The organism is Inquilinus limosus, from assembly GCF_051487185.1.
GTDB classification, from domain to species: Bacteria; Pseudomonadota; Alphaproteobacteria; order DSM-16000; family Inquilinaceae; genus Inquilinus; species Inquilinus limosus_F.
On sequence record NZ_JAHVDK010000024.1, the window covers coordinates 14,772 to 30,619 of the forward strand.

Sequence of the window (15,848 nt, forward strand, 5' to 3'; positions counted from 1 at the left end):
CCATGCCCGCCCTGCAGCGGACCGCGGCCGTCCCCGCCGCCGGCATGCTTCTCATGCTGGCGGCGATGGGCAGCTTCACCACCATGGACACCGTGTCCAAGCTGCTGACCGGCAGCCACGATCCGATCCAGGTGACCTGGGCGCGATACACCTTCCATGCGCTGCCGATGCTGCTGATCGCGGGCCCGGCCCGCTTCCGGCGGATGGCGACGACAGCCCGGCCGGCGCTGCAGCTGGTGCGCGCCCTGGCGCTGCTGGGCTCCGCCGTGCTCGCGATCGTCGGCTTCAGCCTGATGCCACTGGCCGATCTGTTCGCGATCTCCTTCGTCGCGCCGCTGCTTGTGATCGTGCTGTCGGTGCTGTTCCTGGGCGAACATGTCGGCCCGCACCGCTGGGCCGCGGTGGCGGCCGGCTTCGCCGGCATGCTGATCATCGTCTGGCCCAGCGGCGACGGTGTCGGACTCCTCGGCGGCGCCGTTGCCTTCGGGGCGGCGCTGTTCTGGGCGATCGGCCTGGTCGCCACGCGACGCTTGGACGGCGAGGATCCCCGCACCACCCTGTTCATCACCGCGCTGGTCGGGACGGTGCTGCTGAGCCTGGCGCAGCCCTTCGTCTGGACACCGCCGGACGCGGCCGGCTGGGGTCTGATGATAGCCATGGGGCTGCTGGGCCTGCTGTCGCACACCCTGCTGATCGCGGACTTCAGCCAGGCGCCCGCCTCCACCCTGGCGCCGCTCCAGTACAGCCAGCTGATCTACGGTCTGGTCTATGGCTGGCTGGTGTTCGGCGACGTGATCGGGGCCCGCCCGACCCTGGGCTGCGCCGTCATCGTCGCCGCCGGAGCCTATGTCTGGTGGCGGGAACAGCGGGGTCCGGACCGAACCGGTCCGCCTATCCCCTGACGTAATCCGGGAACCGCGCCCGGATCTCGTCGGCCTGCGCCAGTGTCCCGGACAGGTGCTGGCGCAGCGCCTCCTGCGCCCGGTCCGCGTCACCGTCCGCGATGGCGTCGAGGATGCGGGCGTGGTCGTCCAGGATCGACTGCGCCTTGCCCGGCACCGGCAGGTGCAGCCGCCGCAGCCGGTCGAGATGGCCGCTGCGGCTGCGGATCAGGGCCCACAGGTCCGGCACCTCCGCGACCTCGCAGAGCTGGCGGTGCAGCGACTGGTCGGTCTCGGCGAAGGCCTCGAAATCCTCGGCGTCGAGCAGGGCCCGCTGGCGGGCGATCAGCGCCCGCAGCCGGGGCACGAAGGACCGGTCCTCGCGCAGCGCCAGGGTGCGCACCACCTCGAGCTCCACCGACCGGCGCAGGAAATGCGCCTGCCGCGCCGCCACCAGGTCGATCGGGCTGACCACCGTGGCGTGCTGCGGGAAGATGTCGACCAGCCCCTCCTCCGCCAAGCGCAGCAGGGCATCGCGGATCGGTGTCTGGCTGACCCCGAACTGCGCCATCAGCTCGTTGCGCGCCAGCACCGAGCCCGGCACCAGGGTCAGCGCGATGATCTGCTCGCGCAGCCGCTCGAACACCTGCGGCGCCGCCTGCCGGGCGCGGTCGAGCTGGATCATCGTGACGCTCATGCTGCTGGAATCCTCGTCCCTTCCGCTTCCGATTTGAGCGGGACCGGCGTGCTCCCGCAATCGCGATGTTAATCCTGCTTGGCTGTCGATGCACTAATGCATTAGTGTTCCAGCGACTCGAAACCAGGGCGCCTCCTGAGACCCGAAGCCGGATCAACCGGACGAGACAGGCGCCGGATGAGGAGGAAACACGGATGAAGTGGATGCGATTCTGCGCGGCCGCGCTGGCCCTGGCCGGCACACTGGTCGCCGCGGCCCCGACCATGGCGCAGGACAAGGGAGAGATCACCATCTCCCGCCAGCCCGGCATCCTCTACATGGCGGCTCACGTCATGGAGAAGCAGAAGCTGGTGGAGAAGCAGGCCGCGGCGCTGGGCCTGCCGGACCTCAAGGTCAGCTGGACCACCTTCTCGGGCGGCGGCGCCCAGACCGACGCGCTGCTGGCCGGCGGCGTCGACATCGTCAACACCGGCGTCGGCAACCTGCTGCTGCTGTGGGACCGCACCCGCGGCGAGGTGAAGGGGATCACCGCCTCCTCCGCCCTGCCCCTCACCCTGATCAGCCGCGACCCGAAGATCAAATCCCTGCAGGATTTCGGGCCTTCCGACAAGGTTGCGGTGCCGACCGTCCGGGTCTCGACCCAGGCGATCCTGCTGCAGATGGCGGCGGCCCAAGCCTTCGGCGCGGACCAGTGGGCCAAGCTGGATGGCAACACGGTGCAGCTCGGCCACCCGGACGCGGCGGCCGCTCTGGCCAACCCGCAGCATGAGGTGGCCAGCCACTTCTCGGCCCCGCCCTTCGACTACTACGAGCTGAAGACCATCCCCGGCACCCATGTCGTGCTGCGCTCGCCAGACATCATCGGCGGGCCGCTGACCCAGGCGCAGTTCTTCACCACCACCCGCTTCGCCGACGCCAATCCGAAGGTCGTGCAGGCAGTGAAGGCCGCGACGCTGGAGGCGATCGACTTCATCCACAAGGACACGCGCGCCGCGGTGGAGATCTATCGCGAGGTCACCAGCGACAAGACCAGCGTCGACGACCTGATGGAGATGCTGAAGCAGCCGGGGATGATGGATTTCATCGCGGCGCCGCAGGGCACGATGAAGTTCGCCCAGCACCTGTACAAGATCGGCACGCTGAAGACCGAGCCGAAGGCCTGGACCGACTATTACCTGCCGGTCGCCCACGACCTGAACGGGAACTGAGATGGCGCTGCTCGACGTCCGCGGCGTCACGCTGCGCTACAAGACGCCGTCGGTCCAGGTCACCGCGACCGAGCGGGTCAGCTTCCAGGTCGACCGCTCCGACCGTTTCGTCCTGCTGGGTCCCTCCGGCTGCGGCAAGTCCACTCTGCTGAAGGCGGTCGGCGGCTATATGCGGCCGAGCGAGGGCGCGATCCGGATCAAGGACCGCGAGGTCGAGGAGCCGGGCGCCGACCGGATGATGGTGTTCCAGGAGTTCGACCAGCTGCTGCCCTGGAAGACGGTGCTGGAGAATGTGATGTTCCCGCTGCGCACGGCGCGGAAGCTGCCGCGCCGCGAAGCGGAGGAGCGGGCCAGGGCCTATATCGAGAAGGTCCATCTGACCCGGGCGGTCGACGCCTATCCGCACACGCTGTCGGGCGGCATGAAGCAGCGCGTGGCCATCGCCCGCGGCATGGCGATGGAACCGGACATCCTGCTGATGGACGAGCCGTTCGCCGCGCTCGACGCCCTCACCCGCCGACAGATGCAGGACGAGCTGCTGCAGCTGTGGGAGGACACGCGCTTCACCGTCCTCTTCGTCACCCATTCCATCGCCGAGGCGATCCGCATCGGCAACCGCATCCTGCTGCTGTCCCCGCACCCCGGCCGGGTCAAGGCCGAGGTGCGCGACGTCGACCAGGTCTCGTCCGAGGACGGCAGCGCCGGCCAGCTGGAACAGCAGATCCACGATCTGCTCTTCGCCGGCTCGGGACACAGGGAGTGACACGATGGGCCAGGCCCAGATCCTGATGATGAGCGGGGCCGACGCGGCCGCCTCTGCCCAGATCGCTCCGGTCGAGCGGAAGCTCGGGATGGCCGAGCTGCTGTGGGGCAGCCCCGTCATCCGCAAGACCGTGCTGATCCTGCTGCTGGCCGCGATCTGGCAGGTCTACGCCTCGATCCTCGACAACCCGCTGCTGTTCCCGACGCTGGGCGACACGCTGTCGGCCATGGTCGACGGCTTCGTCCGCGGCCCGCTGGCGCTGCGGGCCTGGACCTCGATCAAGGTGCTGCTGATGGGCTACGCCGCCGGCATCGCGCTCGCCGCCTTGCTGACGGTGCTGGCCATCAACACCCGGATCGGCACCGATTTCCTCGAGACCATGACGGCGATGTTCAACCCGCTGCCGGCGATCGCCCTTCTGCCCCTTGCCCTGATCTGGTTCGGCCTCGGCACCGGCAGCCTGGTCTTCGTGCTGATCCATTCGGTGCTGTGGGCGGTGGCGCTGAACACCCATTCCGGCTTCCTCGGCGTGTCGCAGACGCTGCGCATGGTCGGGCGCAACTACGGCCTCAAGGGTCTCGGCTACGTCGCCCGCATCCTGGTGCCGGCCGCCTTTCCGTCGATCCTGACCGGGCTGAAGATCGGCTGGGCCTTCGCCTGGCGTACCCTGATCGCGGCCGAGCTGGTGTTCGGCGTCTCCTCCGGCCAGGGCGGGCTCGGCTGGTTCATCTTCGAGAACCGCAACCTGCTCGACATCCCCTCGGTTTTCGCCGGGCTGCTGACCGTCATCGTCATCGGCCTCCTGGTCGAGAATGTGATTTTCCGGTCGATCGAGCGCCGGACGGTGCGACGATGGGGGCTGCAGAATTGAGTCTCTGCCCCAGCCACCGATCCCACCGAGACGGCAGCGAGCCATGACCGACATCCGCCGCAAGACGCCCGACACCCTGCGTAGCGCCCGCTGGTTCGCGCCCGACGACCTGCGCTCCTTCGGCCACCGCTCCCGCGCCATGCAGATGGGCTACGCGCCTGAGGACTGGGCCGGCCGCCCGGTGATCGCGCTGATCAACACCTGGTCCGACATCAATCCCTGCCACGCCCATTTCAAGCACCGGGTCGAGGACGTGAAGCGCGGCGTGCTGCAGGCCGGCGGCTTCCCGATCGAGCTGCCGGCGCTGTCGCTGTCGGAGAACTACGTCAAGCCGACCACCATGCTGTACCGCAACCTGCTGGCGATGGAGGTGGAAGAGCTGCTGCGCTCCCACCCCGTCGACGGCGCGGTGCTGCTGGGCGGCTGCGACAAGACCACGCCCGGCCTGCTGATGGGCGCCACCAGCGCCGGGCTGCCGGCGATCTACCTGCCGGCCGGGCCGATGCTGCGCGGCAATTGGAAGGGCAAGGTGCTCGGCTCCGGCTCCGACGCCTGGAAGTTCTGGGACGAGCGCCGGGCCGGCAACATCAGTGCCGCGGAATGGGTCGAGATCGAGGGCGGCATCGCCCGCAGCTACGGCCACTGCATGACCATGGGCACGGCCAGCACCATGACCGCCATCGCCGAGGCGATCGGCATGACCCTGCCCGGCGCCTCCTCGATCCCCGCCGCGGATGCGGGCCATATCCGCATGTCCGCCGCCTGCGGCCGCCGCATCGTCGAGATGGTGTGGGAGGATCTGGTTCCGGCACGGATCCAGACCCGCGCCGCCTTCGAGAACGCGATCGCGGTGGCGATGGCCATGGGCTGCTCGACCAACGCCATCATCCATCTCGTCGCCATGGCGCGAAGGGCCGGCGCCGACATCGGGCTCGACGCGTTCGATGCCGCTAGCCGGGTGGTGCCGGTGATCGGCAATGTCCGCCCCAGCGGCGACCAATACCTGATGGAGGATTTCTTCTACGCCGGCGGCCTGCCGGCGCTGATGACGCGGATCCGCGATCATCTGAAGCTCGACGCGCTGACCGTCACCGGCCGCACGCTGGGCGAGAACATCGCCGGCGCCGAAGTCTACAACGACGACGTGATCCGCCCGGTCGACAACCCGGTCTATGCCGAGGGCGCGCTGGCGGTGCTGCGCGGCAACCTGGCGCCGGACGGCTGCGTCATCAAGCCCAGCGCCTGCGACCCGCGCTTCCTGAAGCACAGCGGCCCGGCCCTGGTGTTCGACGACTACCCGTCGATGAAGGCGGCGATCGACCTCGACGACCTCGACGTCACGCCGGACCATGTGCTGGTGCTGCGGAATGCGGGCCCGCAGGGCGGCCCGGGCATGCCGGAATGGGGCATGCTGCCGATCCCGAAGAAGCTGGTGAAGCAGGGCGTGCGCGACATGGTCCGCATCTCCGACGCCCGCATGAGCGGCACCAGCTACGGCGCCTGCATCCTGCACGTCTCGCCGGAATCCTATGTCGGCGGCCCGCTGGCGCTGCTTCGCACCGGCGACACGGTGACGCTCGACGTCGCCGCCCGCCGGATCGACATGGAGGTGCCGGAGGCGGAGCTGGCGCGCCGCCGGGCCGAATGGTCGCCGCCGCAGCCCCGCTTCGAGCGCGGCTATGGCTGGATGTTCAACCGCCACATCCGCCAGGCCCATGAGGGCTGCGACTTCGACTTCCTCGAAACCGGCTTCGGCGCGCCGGTGGGCGAACCCGACATCTTCTGACGCCACGAGAGACCGACGCATGAACCGGAGCAGACGTGAGGTGATCATGGCCGGAGCCACCATCGCCGCCGCATCGATCACGACCGCGGCCCAGGCCCAGTGGGCGCCGTCGGCGCGCTATCCCGACCCGGCGGTGCAGGCGCTGGACCCCAGCTTCGCCAAATACATGATCGGCAACGCGGCGGTGGAACGGATCGCCACCGGCTGCCGCTGGTGCGAGGGGCCGGTCTGGTTCGGCGACGGCCGCTATCTGCTGTGGAGCGACATCCCGAACAACCGGATCCTGAAATGGGATGAGGAGACCGGGGCGGTCAGCGTGTTCCGCAAGCCCTCCAACAACGCCAACGGTAACACCCGCGATCGCCAGGGCCGGCTGGTCACCTGCGAGCATCTGGGGCGCCGCGTCACCCGCACCGAATATGACGGCACCATCACCGTGCTGGCCGACCGCTTCGAAAGCAAGCCGCTGAACTCGCCCAACGACATCGTGGTCAGGTCCGACGGCTCGATCTGGTTCACCGATCCGCCCTTCGGCATCCTTGGCAACTACGAAGGCCGCAAGGCGGAGCCGGAGCTGCCGACCAATGTCTACCGGCTGGACCCGGAGACGGGTTCGCTGACGGTGGTCGCGGGCGATCTGAACCGGCCCAACGGCCTCGCCTTCTCGCCCGACGAGAAGATCCTCTATGTGGTCGAAGGCGGCGCCAAGCCGAACCGCCTGATCCAGGCCTATGACGTGGTCAACGGCGGCCGCGGCATCGCCAACCGCCGCGTCGCGGTGGATTGCGGCAAGGGCACCGCGGACGGGCTGCGCGTCGATGTCGACGGCAATCTCTGGTGCGGCTGGGGCATGGGCAGCGACGAGCTGGACGGGGTGATGGTGTTCAACCCGGCTGGCAAGCCGATCGGCCGGATCGCGCTGCCGGAGCGCTGCGCCAACCTGTGCTTCGGCGGCGAGGCGCGCAACCGCCTGTTCATGGCCGCCAGCCAGTCCGTCTATGCCCTGTATGTGGGCACCCAGGGCGCCACCGTCGGCTGAGCGGGACCCTTCCAAGCGAGGATGATCGAATGACCGGATTGAAGCCCGAGACCCGGGACAAGCTGAAGACCGTAAGCACCGCCACGCTGACCACGGCGCTGTTCAAGCGCGGCCTGCGCAACCAGTTCATCCAGGACGTGCACCCGCTGAACCCGGGGGCCGGGCCGATGGTCGGCGAGGCCTTCACCCTGCGCTACATCCCGGCGCGCGAGGACCTGAACCCGATCAGCGTATTCCAGGACCGCGCCCATCCGCAGCGCAAGGCGGTGGAGGAATGCCCGCCCGGCGCCGTTTTCGTCATCGACAGCCGCAAGGACCCGCGCGCCGCCTCGGCCGGGTCGATCCTGGTGGCGCGGCTGATGAAACGCGGCGTCGCCGGCGTCGTCACCGACGGTGGCTTCCGCGATTCGCCGGAGATCGCGAAGCTCGGCATCCCCGCCTACCACAACCGCCCGGCGGCGCCGACCAACCTGACCCGACACCAGGCGCTGGACATCAACGTGCCGATCGGCTGCGGCGACGTGCCGGTCTTTCCGGGCGACGTCGTGGTCGGCGACGCCGAAGGCGTGGTGGTCATCCCGGCGCACATCGCCGACGAGATCGCCGACGAGGCTGTCGAGATGACCGCCTTCGAGGACTTCGTCACCGAGGAGGTGATGAAGGGCCGCTCGATCCTCGGCCTCTACCCGGCCACCGAGGAGCAGACCAAGCTCGACTTCGCCGCCTGGCGCAAGGCGAACGGGCGCTGAGCGGCCCCACCGTCATTGCGAGGAGGCGAAGCCGACGAAGCAATCCATGCCTCCGCTCTTGCGGCCCTGGATTGCTTCGCTCCGCTCGCAATGACGATTTAAGGGTGTGCTCGCCGGCCTCACGCCACCGGCGTCAGCAGCGGCTGGCCGGCGAAATGGGCCAGGAGGTTGCGGACGACGAGGTCGGCCATGGCGTTGCGGGTCTCGACCGTGGCGCTGCCGACATGCGGCTGCAGCACCACGTTGTCGAGGCCCCAGAGCGCCTCCGGCACCTTCGGCTCGTGCTCGAACACGTCGAGGCCGGCGGCGCCGAGGCGGCCATCGACCAGGGCCGCGACCATCTCCGGCTCGTCCACCACCGTGCCGCGGGCGATGTTGACCAGGATGCCCTCGGGCCCCAGCGCCTCGATCACCGCCCGGTTGACGATGTGATGGGTCGCGGCGCCGCCCGGGCAGCACAGCACCAGCACGTCGCTGTCCCGGGCCAGCGCCACCAGGTCGGGATAATAGGGATAGTCGAGCTCCGGCTTCGCCCGCGGCCCGTGCCAGGCGATGGACAGGCCGAAGACCTTCGCCCGTTCCGCCACCGCCTGGCCGATCCGGCCCATGCCGACGACGCCGAGTCGCTTGCCGCGCAGGCTGCGCGCCAGCGGCAGGCCGCCTTCCAGCCATTTCCCGGCGCGGACGAAGCGGTCGCCGACGCAGAGCCGCCGCGCCGTCGCCAGCATCAGCAGGAGGCCGAGATCCGCCACCTCGTCGTCGAGCACGCCGGGGGTGTTGGTGACGCGGACGCCACGCTTCCGCGCGTGCCCGACATCCACCTTGTCGTAGCCGACGCCGAAATTGCCGATGATCTCCAGCGCCGGGAACCGGTCCATGAACTCCGCCGAGACGCCGGGGCCGGTGACGATGCCGCGGACCTCCGGCGCCACCCGCCGGATCAGCGCCTCCCGATCCTCCGCCTCCCACAGCCGGTGCACGGTGCAGTTCGCCTCCAGCTCGGCGAAGGGGCCGGGCATCAGGCCGGCCAAAGCGAGGACGACGGGTTTGGTCATTGTGGCTTTCCTCCGCGGCCCCGGATCGGCGGGCCGGCGCCCAGCCTATCGCACAAGTCCGACGATTCAAGGCATTCCGATGCCGGCCAGTTGCCCGATGCCCGCCATGGTGACGCCACGTTCCGCTGCGTTTGATGTCGGCTGTCCGTCGATACGGTACTATGACGGAACAACGACATGAGTCGGCTGTTTTGAACACTGACTATACGCAAGAAAAGGCCGGGCCATCTTGACCCCCTTAGAGATCTTCGAATTCAGCGTATACGGTCTACTCGCCATCGCGCTGACGCTATTGTGCCTCCTGTCAAGCAATCTCCTTTGGCTCGCAATCACCTTCTGGCGCCATCAGTCGCAGGGCCAGAGCCTGGCGAATCAGACGGCGGCCCCAGCCCCGGATGACGACGACCTGCCCAGGGTCCTGATCCAGATTCCGGTGTTCAACGAGCGGCATGTGGTGCGGCGGATCCTGGGTGCCGCCGCCGCCCTCGACTGGCCTCAGGACAAGCTGACGATCCAGCTGCTGGACGACAGCGTCGACGAAACCCGCGCAATCTCCGAAGCGGCGATTCGGGAGCTGCGCGCCGCCGGCGTCGACGCCCACCGGCTGCACCGGACCGACCGCACCGGCTTCAAGGCCGGGGCGCTGCATGCCGGGCTGGCGGTGACCGACCATCCCTATGTCGCGATCTTCGATGCCGACTTCATCCCGCGGCCGGACTTCCTGCGCCGCACCGTCGGCGTGCTGGAGAACGACAAGCGCCTGGCCTTCGTGCAGGGCCGCTGGGAGCATCTGAACGGCGACGAGAACCGGCTGACCCGCGCCCAGACGCTGATGCTGGACGCGCATTTCGGCATCGAGCAGCCGGCCCGCAGCATGACCGGCCTGCCCCTGCCCTTCAACGGCACGTGCGGCATCTGGCGCCGCGCCGCGATCGAGGATGCCGGCGGCTGGAAAGCCGACACGCTGACCGAGGACCTGGACCTCAGCCTGCGTGCCCATCTCAAGGGCTGGCGTGCCCGTTACCTATCCGACATCACCGTACCGGGCGAGCTGCCTTCGTCCATCGCCGCCTGGCGGGTGCAGCAGTTCCGCTGGACCAAGGGTTTCGCCCAGGTCGCCTGCAAGCTCTTGCCGACGATCTGGCGCTCGGCCCTGCCGCCCAGGGCCAAGGTCGCGGTCAGCCTGCAGCTGCTGCAGTGCCTGTTCTACCCGCTGGGCGCGCTGGCGATGGTGAACACGCTGATGTTCCTCGGCATCGGCTTCGACCAGCCCGTGGCACTGACCGCGCTCGGCGTGGTCTCGACCATGCTCGGCATCTCCGGCACCGCGGCCTTCCTGATCTCCGGCCGTTGCGCCGTGCGGCGGGAACGGCTCGGCCAGGCCATGATGGACATGCTCGCCACCATGGCGCTGAACGCAGGCCTGTCGCTGTCGAACACCCGCGGCGTGATCGAGGCCTTCATCGGCCGGCGCAGCGGCTTCGTGCGCACGCCGAAGAAGGGCAGCTCGCGCCGCTCGGGCTATCGCAGCGGCGCCGGCAGCGGCATTCCGGAGACGGCGGCCGGCGCGGTGCTGCTCGGCACCGTGGCGACCGACCTGGCCTGGTACCTGCCGTTCCTGATCGTCTCCGGCACCGGGCTGCTGGTCATGGGCACGGCCCTCCTGGCCGAGCGCTACGACCTGCGGCTCGACCCGCGCGCCCTGCCCCGCACCCTGCCGGGCGTGAAGCTGGCCCCGCCAGCGGCCGGGACGGCGGCGCCGCAGCCGAACCCGCGCAGCTGAGATCATGGCGGACCGGGGCTCATTTCCCGGCCCGCCTCTTTTTCGTCCCAAGCTAACACTATCCTCCCGCGCAGTCCGGCCCGTGGGGGACGGCGATGGAGGGGACCATGGCCCTGTGGGACAAGATTGCCGGCGAGTTCATCGACATCATCGAATGGACCGATGACTCGCAGGACACCATCGTCTACCGCTTCGAGCGGCACAACAACGAGATCAAATACGGCGCCCAGCTGACGGTGCGCGAGAGCCAGGTCGCCGTCTTCGTCAACGAGGGCAAGGTCGCCGACGTGTTCCAGCCCGGCATGGTCCGGCTGGAGACCAAGAACCTGCCGATCCTGTCGACGCTGCAGGGCTGGAAATACGGTTTCGAGAGCCCGTTCAAGGCCGAGGTCTACTTCCTCAACACCAAGCGGTTCACCGACCTGAAATGGGGCACGATGAACCCGGTGATGCTGCGCGACCCGGAATTCGGGCCGGTGCGGCTGCGCGCCTTCGGCACCTACGCCATCCGGGTCAAGGATCCGGCCGCCTTCATCCGCGAGATCGCCGGCACCGACGGCCGTTTCACCACCGACGAGATCACCGAGCAGCTGCGCAACCTGATCGTCACCAGCTTCGCCGGCGCGGTGGCGACGTCGGGCATCCCGGTGCTCGACCTAGCCGCCAATTACGACAAGCTCGGCACTTTCATCCGCAGCGCGATCCAGCCGGAATTCGACGCCTACGGCCTGGAGGTCGCGACGCTCCTGGTCGAGAACGTCTCGCTGCCCGAGGAGGTGGAGAAGACGCTGGACCGGCGCAGCAGCATGGGCGTGGTCGGCGATCTTGGCCGCTACACCCAGTACCAGACCGCCGAGGCGATCAAGGCCGCGGCCGAGAACCCCGGCGGGGCCGCCGGTATCGGCATCGGCATGGCAACGGCCGGGGGCCTCGCTTCCGCCATGGGCGCCGCCGTGCAACAGGGCGTCCAGCCGGCGCCGGCCGCGGGCTCGGCCCCGCCGCCCCTGCCCGACGCCATGTCCTACCACGTCGCCATCGGCGGCCAGCAGGCCGGCCCGTTCCCGACTGACCAGCTGCCGGGGCTGGTGCGCGACGGCCGGCTGAGCCGCGACAGCCTGGTCTGGAGCCGGGGCATGGCGAACTGGACCAAGGCCGGCGAGGTCGCCGCCCTGGCCGCGCTGTTCACCGACCAGCCGCCGCCGCTGCCGCCCGCCTGATCCCGGATCATGGCGGATCTGGCCTTCACCTGCGCGTCCTGCGGCGCGCAGCTCGAATACGCGCCCGGCACCCGGGCGATGAAATGCCCCTATTGCGGCCACGAGAACCCGATCGAGCCGGCCCCGGCCTCGGCGGTCGAGGAGATCGATTATTCGGCCGGGCTGGCGGAGGCGGAGCAGTCGGCCCCGACCGAGACGGTGTCGGTGGTCGCCTGCAAGCGCTGCGCCGCCGAGTTCCAGCTCGACCCCGCGATCCAGGCGTCGCGGTGCCCGTTCTGCGGCACGCCGATCGTGCTGGAGCCGCGCGCCCTGACCCATCTGCGCCCCGGCGCGGTGCTGCCCTTCGGCTTCGACGCCAAGGCGGCGCGGGCGAAATACGAGGCCTGGCTATCCGGCCTGTGGTTCGCGCCGAACGACGTGAAGCGCCTGGCCAAGGCGGACAACGGCTTCGTCGGCATGTATGTGCCGTACTGGACGTTCGACTGCGCCACCAGCAGCGACTATGCCGGCCAGCGCGGCGACGACCACACCCGGACGATCCGGGACGGCGGCAAGACCCGCACCGTGATCGAGACCCGCTGGACGCCGCGCAGCGGCACGGTGGCCCGGGACTTCGACGACGTGATGGTGGTGGCCAGCCGGTCCCTGCCGCAGGGGTACCTCGACAAGCTCGAGCCCTGGGATCTCGGCGCGCTCGTGCCCTATGATGAACGTTATCTGCGCGGCTTCGGCGCCCAGCACTATCAGCTCGGCCTGGCCGACGGGTTCGAGACGGCGAAGGCGAAGATGGAACCGGAGATCCGCCTGGACGTGCGCCGGGACATCGGCGGCGACCGGCAGACCATCAGCCGGATTCGGACCAGCTACAGCGCCGTCACATTCAAGCACGTGCTGCTGCCGGTCTGGCTGAACAGCTTCCGCTATGGCGGCCGGACCTACAGCTTCGTGGTCAACGGCCGCACCGGCGAGGTGCAGGGCCAGCGGCCGTGGAGCTGGGTCAAGATCGGCCTGGCCGTGCTGGCGACGCTGGTAGCGGTGCTGGTCTTTGCGGCGCTGTCCGACGCGCGCTGAGTCCCCTTTCTGTCATGCCCGGGCTTGACCCGGGCATCCAGGACGGCCAGAGCAGTTCGCGACGTCCCTGGATCGCCGGGTCAAGCCCGGCGATGACAATAAAGGGGCCGCGATCTCTATCATTCGCGTGAGCATGCCGGACCTCCAGACTCATTTCCTCCTGCTGGCCGCGGCCCTGCTGCTCGATGCCCTGGTCGGCGACCCGCCCTGGCTCTGGCGCCGTCTGCCGCATCCCGTCGCCCTGATCGGCCGGCTGATCGGCTGGCTGGACCGCCGCCTGAACCAGGACGGCGATGCCCCGTCCCGGCGCCGGATGGCGGGGATTGGCGCGACGCTGCTGCTGGTGATGCTGGCCGGCGGCGTCGGCTGGGGCGTCTCAGCCCTGCTGCGCGCCCTGCCCTTCGGCTGGCTGATCGAGGTCGGGCTGATCGCCATCTTCCTGGCCCAGCGCAGCCTGCACGATCACGTCTCGGCCGTGGCCACGGCCTGCGATCTGGAGGGGCTGGAGGGCGGGCGCCGCGCCGTGTCGATGATCGTCGGCCGCGACCCGCAGAGCCTGAACATGGCCGGGGTCTGCCGCGCCGCGATCGAGAGCGATGCCGAGAACTATTCCGATGGCGTCGTCGCGCCGGCCTTCTGGTACGCGCTGCTCGGCCTGCCCGGGATCCTGGTCTACAAGGTGGTGAACACCGCCGACAGCATGATCGGTCACCGCACGGCAAGGCACGAGGCCTTCGGCTGGGCCGCGGCCCGGCTGGACGACGTCCTCAACCTGATTCCCGCCCGGCTGTGCGGCTCCCTGCTGGCCCTCGCCGCGCCCTTCGGCGGCGGCCGCATCGGCGCGGCCTGGCGGGCGATGCTGCGCGACGCGCCGAAGCACCGCTCGCCCAATGCCGGCTGGCCGGAGGCGGCGATGGCCGGTGGCCTCGGCCTCGCCTTGGCCGGGCCGCGCCAGTATCACGGCACGGTGGTGACCGATGCCTGGATGGGCGAAGGCGGGCGGCCGGAGGCGACGCCGCGCGACATCCGCCGGGCGCTGGCGGTCACCAGAGGCGCGGGGGTGATCCTGTTCGTAGCGACGGCAGCGGCGGCGCTGCTGCTGTAGGTCAGGCGGTAAGGCCGGCGATCCTCGTCAGCGCCGGCAGGTCCAGATGCCGTTCCAGATGGTCGGCCAGCCGGTCCAGCGTGGTGTCGACCGTGGCGTCATAGGCCGTACCGGCTTCGATGCGCGGCTTGAGCCCGGCCAGGAAGGCGGCGCGGAAGCCGTCGGCGGCGAACAGGCCGTGGACATAGCAGCCGGCGACACGGCCGTCGGGGGAAACCGCGCCGTCCGGCCGTCCGTCCAGGTCGAGCAGCGGCCGCGCCAGCGCCGGGCCTTCGGTGCGGCCGACATGCATCTCGTAGCCGCGGATCGCAGCACCGGTCGGCAGATGCGTGCCGGCCACCGCGACCAGGCTCTTATCCGGCGTCATCACCGTCTCGAGCTCGAGCAGCCCCAGCCCGTCGGCCGAGCCGGGCGGACCGTCGACGCCGCCCGGGTCGTGCAGCCGCCGGCCCAGCATCTGGAAGCCGGCGCAAAGGCCCAGCACCCTTCCGCCGCGCCGGACATGGGCGGCGAGGTCGATGTCCCAGCCCTGGGCACGCAGGAAGGCGAGGTCGCCGAGCGTCGATTTCGATCCCGGCAGCAGCACCAGGTCCGCATCGCCCGGCAGCGCCTCGCCCGGCGGCACCATGCGCACCGCCACGTCCGGCTCCAGCCGCAGCGGGTCGAGATCGTCGAAATTGGCGATGCGTGACAGCCTCGGCACGGCGATGGTGATCGCGCGGCCCTTCGGCGTCTCCACCTCGGCCAGGGCGTTGGCGTCCTCGGCCGGCAGCCGGGCGGCGTCGGGCCAGTGCGGCACGATGCCGAGGCCGCGCCAGCCGGTGCAGTCCTCGACAAACCGCACGCCGTCGGCGAAGAGATCCGGGTCGCCGCGGAAGCGGTTGACGATGAAGCCGCGGATCCGCGCCGCCTCGGCCGGCTCGATCACCGCATGGGTGCCGACCAGGCTGGCGATAACGCCGCCCCGATGGATGTCGGCCACCAGCACGACCGGCAGGTCCGCCGCCTCGGCGAAGCCCATATTGGCGATGTCGCCCGCGCGCAGATTGACCTCGGCCGGACTGCCGGCGCCTTCGACCAGCACCAGATCGGCCTCGGCCGACAGGCGGCGATAGCTGTCCAGCACCGCCGCCAGCAGCTCGGGCTTGCGGGCGGCGTAGTCGCGGGCCTTCAGCGTGGCGATGCGGCGGCCCTGGACGATCACCTGGGCGCCGGTATCCGTCTCCGGCTTCAGCAGCACGGGGTTCATGTGAACGGTCGGCTCGACACCGCAGGCCCGCGCCTGCAGCGCCTGGGCCCGACCGATCTCGCCGCCATCGGCCGTGACCGCGGCGTTGTTCGACATGTTCTGCGGCTTGAACGGGCGTACCCGCAGCCCCCGCCGGATGAAGACCCGGCACAACCCGGCCACGATCAGCGACTTGCCGACGTCGGAGCCGGTGCCCTGGATCATCAGGGCGGGCGGTTTACCCTGCGGCACGGCCGGCGATCCCCCTCACCCGAAATCGCTGCGCGATTTCGACCTCTCCCCAAGGAGAGGTGAAACGGGCTCGGCTCAGATACCCCTCTCCTTGGGGAGAGGGAGGGGCCCGGCGCCACAGGCGACGGGAGGGTGAGGGGGAC

The 15,848-nt window shown here is 69.8% G+C and carries 14 protein-coding genes; 11 read left to right on the plus strand and 3 right to left on the minus strand.

The window, feature by feature from the left end:
• Positions 1-2: 2 nt before the first annotated feature.
• Positions 3-902 carry a DMT family transporter gene (locus KXR53_RS24565; RefSeq protein WP_437377930.1) on the plus strand — a complete coding sequence of 300 codons (900 nt, stop codon included), beginning with the start codon at positions 3-5 and terminating at the stop codon, positions 900-902.
• Here KXR53_RS24565 and KXR53_RS24570 read toward each other — a convergent pair.
• Positions 892-1,578 carry a GntR family transcriptional regulator gene (locus tag KXR53_RS24570; RefSeq protein WP_437377931.1) on the minus strand — a complete coding sequence of 229 codons (687 nt, stop codon included), beginning with the start codon at positions 1,576-1,578 and terminating at the stop codon, positions 892-894. The genes KXR53_RS24565 and KXR53_RS24570 overlap by 11 nt on opposite strands.
• Positions 1,579-1,772: 194 nt before the next feature.
• On the opposite strand from KXR53_RS24570, the gene KXR53_RS24575 reads away from it, so the two are divergent.
• Genes KXR53_RS24575 through KXR53_RS24600 form a run of 6 tightly spaced genes read left to right on the plus strand, consistent with a single transcriptional unit; the run spans position 1,773 to position 7,994 of the window.
• Positions 1,773-2,786, plus strand: coding sequence for an ABC transporter substrate-binding protein (locus KXR53_RS24575; RefSeq protein ID WP_437377932.1), 1,014 nt, complete (start codon positions 1,773-1,775; stop codon positions 2,784-2,786).
• A gap of 1 nt (position 2,787) precedes the next feature.
• Positions 2,788-3,549, plus strand: coding sequence for an ABC transporter ATP-binding protein (locus KXR53_RS24580; RefSeq protein ID WP_437377933.1), 762 nt, complete (start codon positions 2,788-2,790; stop codon positions 3,547-3,549).
• Between the two features lie 4 nt (positions 3,550-3,553).
• Positions 3,554-4,420, plus strand: coding sequence for an ABC transporter permease (locus tag KXR53_RS24585; RefSeq protein WP_437377934.1), 867 nt, complete (start codon positions 3,554-3,556; stop codon positions 4,418-4,420).
• A gap of 43 nt (positions 4,421-4,463) precedes the next feature.
• Positions 4,464-6,206 (plus strand): L-arabinonate dehydratase, encoded by a 1,743-nt coding sequence (gene araD / locus KXR53_RS24590; RefSeq protein ID WP_437377935.1) that lies wholly within the window; start codon positions 4,464-4,466, stop codon positions 6,204-6,206.
• A 46-nt stretch (positions 6,207-6,252) separates the two neighbouring features.
• Positions 6,253-7,245 (plus strand): SMP-30/gluconolactonase/LRE family protein, encoded by a 993-nt coding sequence (locus KXR53_RS24595; protein ID WP_437377936.1) that lies wholly within the window; start codon positions 6,253-6,255, stop codon positions 7,243-7,245.
• A gap of 29 nt (positions 7,246-7,274) precedes the next feature.
• Positions 7,275-7,994: a ribonuclease activity regulator RraA gene (locus tag KXR53_RS24600; protein WP_437377937.1), complete on the plus strand. Its 720-nt coding sequence runs from the start codon at positions 7,275-7,277 to the stop codon at positions 7,992-7,994.
• A 119-nt stretch (positions 7,995-8,113) separates the two neighbouring features.
• Here the strand turns inward: KXR53_RS24600 and KXR53_RS24605 are convergent, their stop codons facing one another.
• Positions 8,114-9,049, minus strand: coding sequence for a 2-hydroxyacid dehydrogenase (locus tag KXR53_RS24605; RefSeq protein WP_437377938.1), 936 nt, complete (start codon positions 9,047-9,049; stop codon positions 8,114-8,116).
• A 229-nt stretch (positions 9,050-9,278) separates the two neighbouring features.
• Here KXR53_RS24605 and KXR53_RS24610 point away from each other — a divergent pair, with 229 nt between their 5' ends.
• From KXR53_RS24610 to cbiB, 4 genes are all read left to right on the plus strand, one after another.
• Positions 9,279-10,832: a glycosyltransferase gene (locus KXR53_RS24610; RefSeq protein WP_437377939.1), complete on the plus strand. Its 1,554-nt coding sequence runs from the start codon at positions 9,279-9,281 to the stop codon at positions 10,830-10,832.
• Between the two features lie 107 nt (positions 10,833-10,939).
• Complete coding sequence (locus tag KXR53_RS24615) at positions 10,940-12,049, plus strand: SPFH domain-containing protein (protein ID WP_437377940.1); 1,110 nt, start codon at positions 10,940-10,942, stop codon at positions 12,047-12,049.
• A gap of 9 nt (positions 12,050-12,058) precedes the next feature.
• The gene (locus KXR53_RS24620) at positions 12,059-13,120 is read left to right on the plus strand and encodes a hypothetical protein (protein WP_437377941.1); all 1,062 of its coding nucleotides are present in this window, start codon (positions 12,059-12,061) and stop codon (positions 13,118-13,120) included.
• A 133-nt stretch (positions 13,121-13,253) separates the two neighbouring features.
• Complete coding sequence (cbiB, locus tag KXR53_RS24625; RefSeq protein ID WP_437377942.1) at positions 13,254-14,225, plus strand: adenosylcobinamide-phosphate synthase CbiB; 972 nt, start codon at positions 13,254-13,256, stop codon at positions 14,223-14,225.
• A gap of 1 nt (position 14,226) precedes the next feature.
• Here cbiB and KXR53_RS24630 read toward each other — a convergent pair whose 3' ends face one another.
• Entirely contained in the window at positions 14,227-15,678 is a 1,452-nt protein-coding gene (locus KXR53_RS24630; RefSeq protein ID WP_437378039.1) for a cobyric acid synthase, read from the minus strand.
• Positions 15,679-15,848 lie beyond the last annotated feature (170 nt).

Excerpts from the sequence above, each read along its gene's own strand:
- KXR53_RS24565 (WP_437377930.1), top strand. The coding sequence starts at position 3 with ATGCCCGCCCTGCAGCGGACCGCGGCCGTCCCCGCCGCCGGCATGCTT.
- KXR53_RS24570 (WP_437377931.1), bottom strand. The coding sequence starts at position 1,578 with ATGAGCGTCACGATGATCCAGCTCGACCGCGCCCGGCAGGCGGCGCCG.
- KXR53_RS24575 (WP_437377932.1), top strand. The coding sequence starts at position 1,773 with ATGAAGTGGATGCGATTCTGCGCGGCCGCGCTGGCCCTGGCCGGCACA.
- KXR53_RS24580 (WP_437377933.1), top strand. The coding sequence starts at position 2,788 with ATGGCGCTGCTCGACGTCCGCGGCGTCACGCTGCGCTACAAGACGCCG.
- KXR53_RS24585 (WP_437377934.1), top strand. The coding sequence starts at position 3,554 with ATGGGCCAGGCCCAGATCCTGATGATGAGCGGGGCCGACGCGGCCGCC.
- araD (WP_437377935.1), top strand. The coding sequence starts at position 4,464 with ATGACCGACATCCGCCGCAAGACGCCCGACACCCTGCGTAGCGCCCGC.
- KXR53_RS24595 (WP_437377936.1), top strand. The coding sequence starts at position 6,253 with ATGGCCGGAGCCACCATCGCCGCCGCATCGATCACGACCGCGGCCCAG.
- KXR53_RS24600 (WP_437377937.1), top strand. The coding sequence starts at position 7,275 with ATGACCGGATTGAAGCCCGAGACCCGGGACAAGCTGAAGACCGTAAGC.
- KXR53_RS24605 (WP_437377938.1), bottom strand. The coding sequence starts at position 9,049 with ATGACCAAACCCGTCGTCCTCGCTTTGGCCGGCCTGATGCCCGGCCCC.
- KXR53_RS24615 (WP_437377940.1), top strand. The coding sequence starts at position 10,940 with ATGGCCCTGTGGGACAAGATTGCCGGCGAGTTCATCGACATCATCGAA.
- KXR53_RS24620 (WP_437377941.1), top strand. The coding sequence starts at position 12,059 with ATGGCGGATCTGGCCTTCACCTGCGCGTCCTGCGGCGCGCAGCTCGAA.
- cbiB (WP_437377942.1), top strand. The coding sequence starts at position 13,254 with ATGCCGGACCTCCAGACTCATTTCCTCCTGCTGGCCGCGGCCCTGCTG.
- KXR53_RS24630 (WP_437378039.1), bottom strand. The coding sequence starts at position 15,678 with ATGATCCAGGGCACCGGCTCCGACGTCGGCAAGTCGCTGATCGTGGCC.